Source organism: Cryobacterium sp. (assembly GCF_026786305.1).
Classification (GTDB): Bacteria; Actinomycetota; Actinomycetes; order Actinomycetales; family Microbacteriaceae; genus Cryobacterium.
In genome coordinates, this window is record NZ_JAJAYI010000066.1 from 1 (window position 1) to 5,006 (window position 5,006).

Annotated in this window: 2 protein-coding genes and 1 pseudogene; 1 reads left to right on the forward strand and 2 read right to left on the reverse strand. The window is 69.4% G+C overall.

Going from position 1 to position 5,006, the window contains the following annotated elements; all coding sequences use genetic code 11:
• Positions 1 to 3,515: Pls/PosA family non-ribosomal peptide synthetase (locus LH475_RS07335; RefSeq protein ID WP_297413201.1), on the reverse strand; the 3,515-nt coding region annotated here is incomplete at its 3' end.
• Positions 3,516 to 3,854: 339 nt separating this feature from the next.
• Between LH475_RS07335 and LH475_RS07340 the strand changes: the two genes are divergently transcribed.
• Positions 3,855 to 4,001 carry a hypothetical protein gene (locus tag LH475_RS07340; RefSeq protein WP_196844454.1) on the forward strand — a complete coding sequence of 49 codons (147 nt, stop codon included), beginning with the start codon at positions 3,855 to 3,857 and terminating at the stop codon, positions 3,999 to 4,001.
• 42 nt (positions 4,002 to 4,043) lie between these two features.
• On the opposite strand, the pseudogene LH475_RS07345 reads toward LH475_RS07340, so the two are convergent.
• Positions 4,044 to 5,006, reverse strand: a pseudogene (locus LH475_RS07345) (hypothetical protein); the annotation flags it as partial.

The following is a 5,006-nucleotide window of genomic DNA, read 5'->3' on the forward strand; positions in this document are numbered from 1 at the left end:
CGCCAGATGAACGATGACCAGAGCGGATGCTCCGACGCGTCGATGCGCCCGACCAGCGCCCACTTGACCCCCGTCGTGACGCCGGCGGCCACCGCGCCGGCGACGAGCATGACCACGCCCGACAGCGCGATCGCCGCGCCGAGGCCGAGCTGCAGCCAGAGCAGGTCGAGCAGTGCGAGCACGAGCAGGGCGATCCAGGCGCTGGTGAAGCCGGCCACGATGCGCAGCAGTTCCCACAGTGATCGAGCTATTTTCAGCCGAACGGGAGGGTGGAACGTGCGGGAGTCGTCGGCATCCGTTTGTTTGCGCCGCAGTCGGGCGGGCGGGTTGCCGAGCCAGCTCGACCCGCGCTTGGCCTTGCGCGGGGTCGACGAGAGCACCGCGACGAGCCCGTTGCGCGGCACGGTGCGGCCGGGACCGGCCATGCCGCTGTTGCCGAGAAAAGCCCGGCGGCCCACCTTGGCCGGGCCGATGTGCATCCAGCCGCCGCCGAGTTCGTAGCAGGCCACCATGGTGTCGTCGGCGAGAAACGCGGCCGGGGCGATGGTCGTGAGTGAGGGCAGCAACAGCACGGTCGACGCCTCGACGTTGGCTCCCACCCTGGCACCGAGCAGTCGCAGCCAGGTGGGCGTGAGCAGGCTCGCGTAGACCACAAACAGCACGGTGCGGGCGCCGTCGAGAATGCGTTCGGTCATCCAGACCTGCCAGCCGATGCGGCTGCGCACCGGGTAATACCCCTCGCGCAGGCCGGTACCGAGGGCGCGCACGGCCCCGATCACGAGCAGCGCGTAGGCGAGGCCGCCGGCGATGACGGCGACCGGCATGATGAGGGCGGCGCGCAGCACGGCCACGCCGAGGCTGTCGGCGTGGCCGACGACGGCGCCCACGATGACCGCGCCGAGCACGAGCGCGATGGTTGGAATCATGGTCATCGCAACCGACCCGGTCGCGAAAGCGCCGAGCCAGCGGCTGGCCCGCGGCGGGCGTTCAGCCGGCCACGGGCGGCGCGCCGAGCCGACCCGCCGCGCCGGAGAACCGGCCCAGCGTTCCCCCGCCGGTACCCGCGACGACACCGCGGCGCCGGGTTCGATCTCGGCGCCGTTGCCCACGTGGGTGCCGCCGAGCAGGGTGCTGCGGGAGCCGATGCGTGCGTCGGCGCCCACGTGCAGGTGGCCGATGCGCAGCACGTCGCCGTCGATCCAGTGGCCGGCCAGGTCGACCTCCGGTTCGATCGAGGCCTGGGCGCCGATGGTGAGCAGGCCGGTCACCGGCGGCAGGGAGTGCAGGTCAACATCGGGGCCGATCTCTGCGCCGAGAGCCCGGGCGTAATAGCTGATCCAGGGGGCACCGGCAAGGCTTGCCGCGTCGACGAGCAGCGCGATCTGTTCGGCCAGCCACAGCCGCAGGTGCACCGACCCGCCCCGCGGGTAGTTGCCCGGCAAGACGCCCCGCAGCAGCAGGCGGGCGGCGACCGCCGCAATGAGCATCTTGCCGGGCGGGGTCACGAACAGCACAAACCCGAGCGCCACCCACCACCACGACAGGGTCGGCGCGAAGGTCGCGCCGGCCAGGCTCAGCAGGTTGTTCGCGATGGCGAGGTAGACCAGCCAGCGGGCACCGCTCAGCACGTGCAGGGGAATACCGAGCAGCGTCTGCGCGAGCTGGCTGCGGGCCGGTGTCGGCAGTACCTCACGCACGACCGGCGGGGTGACGGGCGTGCGCGCGTCGAGCTCGTCGGCGAGCGACCCGATGCGCGGGTGGTCGTAGAGGTCGGCGACGGTGGTTTCGGGGTGGCGGGCGCGCACGGCCGAGACAAACTGGGCCGCCGAGAGCGACCCGCCGCCCTGGGCGAAGAAATCATCATCGGGCCCCGCGACCGGCACTCCCAAGATGGATGCCCACGCCTCGGCCAACCACGCCGCCGTCGCCGACAGCTCCCCCGCGTCGTCGGCGCCGTCGGCCGACCCGGGCAGCGCATCGGGCAGTGGCCAGGGCAGTGCCGCCCGGTCGACCTTGCCCGAGGTGCGCGTCGGCAGGGAGTCGACGATCGCCAGCAGCGGCACGAGCGCGGCGGGCAGTTCCGCGCGCAGCCGGATGAGGGCGGCCTGCCGGTCGAACGGCGCCGAGCCGTCGGTGAGGGCGATGTACCCGACGAGTACGTGGTTGCCGGCCGGAGTGATCTGCACCACGGCGGCGCCGCCGGCCACTTTGTCGAGAGCGTTGAGGGCGGCATCCACTTCGCCCAGTTCGATGCGTCGGCCGCCGAGTTTCACCTGGTCGTCGGCACGGCCGGCGAAGACGAGCCCGGCCCGGTCGAAACGTACGAGGTCGCCGCTGCGGTAGGCGCGCTGCCAGCCGAGCTGCGGATGCGGCGCATACTTCTCGGCGTCTTTCTCAGCGTCGAGGTAGCGGGCCAGGCCGACGCCGCCAATGATGAGTTCGCCGGTCTCTCCCTCGGCGACCCGCTCACCCTGAGCGTCAACGACGGCGAGGTTGTACCCGTCGAGCGGCAGCCCGATGCGCATCTCGCCCACGCCGTCGACGAGGGCTCCGCAGGCGACAACGGTGGCCTCGGTCGGGCCGTAGGTGTTCCAGATTTCGCGGCCGCGGGTATTGATGCGGGCCACCAGTTCCGGCGGGCAGGCCTCACCGCCAAAAATGAGCAGGCGCACGGCTTCGAGCGATTCCTCTGGCCACAAAGCAGCGAGGGTCGGCACGGTCGACACGACGGTGATGCCGTGCGCGATCAGCCAGGGGCCGAGGTCGGCGCCGCTGCGCACGAGGGAGCGTGGCGCCGGCACCAGGCAGGCACCGTTGCGCCAGGCCAGCCACATCTCTTCACAGCTCGCGTCGAAGGCCACGGAGAGACCGGCCAGCACCCGGTCACCCGGAACAATCGGCTCGGTGCGCAGAAACAGGTTCGCCTCGGCGTCGACGAAGGCGGCCGCCGAACGGTGGGTGACGGCGACGCCCTTGGGCACCCCGGTCGAGCCCGAGGTGAAAATGACCCAGGCGTCGTCGTCGGGGGTGGGAATGGTGCCGGCGGGATAGACCAGTGCCGGGTCGTCGCGGGCCGGCACCGGTCTGCACTTCAGCGCCTGCAGGTCGAGTGCCGCGCGCGGCGCGAACACGCTGTTCTCGCCGATGATGCCGACCACGTGTGCCTCGGAGAAGACCAGCCGGGCGCGTTCCTCGGGGTCATCGGCGTCGACGGGAACGTAGGCGGCCCCCACGAACAGCGTGGCCAGAATCGACACGTAGAGGTCGCGGGTACCCGAGGGAATGCGAATGCCCACGGTATCGCCGCGGCGCACCCCGGCCAGGCTCAGCGCGTTGGCCTGGGCCTGCACCCGCCGCAGCAGGCCCCGGTAGCTGATCGTGCCGGCCGCGTCTTCGAGGGCGAGGGCATCGGGGTGCCGGGCCGCAGTGTGCGCCAGAATGTCGGCGAGGGTGCGGGCCGGCGTGGCCCGGTGGCCCGCCGACAGCACATGCTGGTCGTGCCCGGTGTCATTCAATTCACTGGTACCCGATGCACGGTCTTTCGATGCACTGTCGCCCGTTGCAGCGCCTGCCGATGCACGGTCTTTCGATGCACGGCCTTGCGGTTCACTGTGCTGCTGCTCGCTCACACGATTCCCCGTTCAGGTCGTGGCAGCCCGGCACGCCGCGAAAATACCAGTCTAGAACTCGCGGGTAAAGCGCGGGTAAACAGCGACGCCCGAGCCGCCCTTCGGGCACAGCTTTCACAGCCCACTGGGTGTGTTCTCAACGAATTACCCCAGCATCGAGGTCGAGGATACTTCTCAGAGATACCCTCCCCGCGTCTCTGACCGGGACGAATGGAGAGCCAGACCATGAAACACGTATCGAAATCCACCTGGGAGCGTCTGAAAGAAGAATCGGCCGCCGACCTGCACGTTGTACTGCACCACGACGAGCCCAAGGTCAGCACTGCACCCGTCGATACGAAAGCCCCCAGCGGTGAGCAACCGCCCGCCTAACCCGCGCTATGTGCGACGGATGTTGATCCGCAGCAAACGTGGCTAAGCGAGCTTCACCCAGTTCGACTGCGTCGGGTCGCCGCCCACCTTGCAGAACCAGAGACTCACGATTTCTTTATCGCGCTGCTCTTTGTCAGCCCAGACTGTGGTCAGTAGTTCCCCGGCCGTTGACCTTTTGAGGTCCAGCGGGCCTTCGATGCGCAGGGGAACGAGAAGCAGCTGGGCCATGCGTGTGGATTCCAAAACCGCAGCCTGCTCCGACGTCGACGAGACGAGTGCCCCCGGGCCGCCGGTTCCCGTCGCGACCAGGCCCGTCAGCCCGAGCGCCACAACTCCCGGCCCACCCGTCGATTGCCCCTGAACGCCGGGAACGCCGCGACCGAATACGCCGGCACCGTTCGCACCGTCACCGCTGACGCCGGTCTCGCCGCGCCCCAGCACGCCGGCCTTCTGCCCCGCCTCGAAGGCGAGATCGCGACCGGTCGCCTGCTCATAGCCGACGATTCCGTTCTGTCCACTGCCGAAAACGCCCGCGGCATTGGCCCCGCCCACACCGAGCAGCCCCGCGCCGACGGAGCTCTCCAGTGGCTTGTCCCGAGCGACGTCGTGCACGTAGCCGACAACCCCGTTGAGGCCCTGCGCGATGATGCCGTTGCCGGCCGGGATAGTGCCAATGGCACCACCGGTTGCAAAAGACACCGTCCCCTTGGCATGGATCGCATCGACGCCGTGCGGAGTAGAAACGAGCACCTTGTCACCCTGGGTCGAAACATTCAGAACGAAGTCCTCCCCGTAGCCGCCGGGGGCGTTGTCACCGTTGATTGCCAGCAACAGTGTTCGATCCTCGCTGGTGTTGGTTCGACCGACAACCATGTCGTCGCCGGATTCTTCAGCTCCGCTCGCCATGAGAATCACCTCGCCATTTTCTGTTTTCTCGGCGACCGGCCGTCGGCACACGAGCACTACTGCGCCCATTCCCTGGCATTGTGGCCTCGCCCGGCCGCG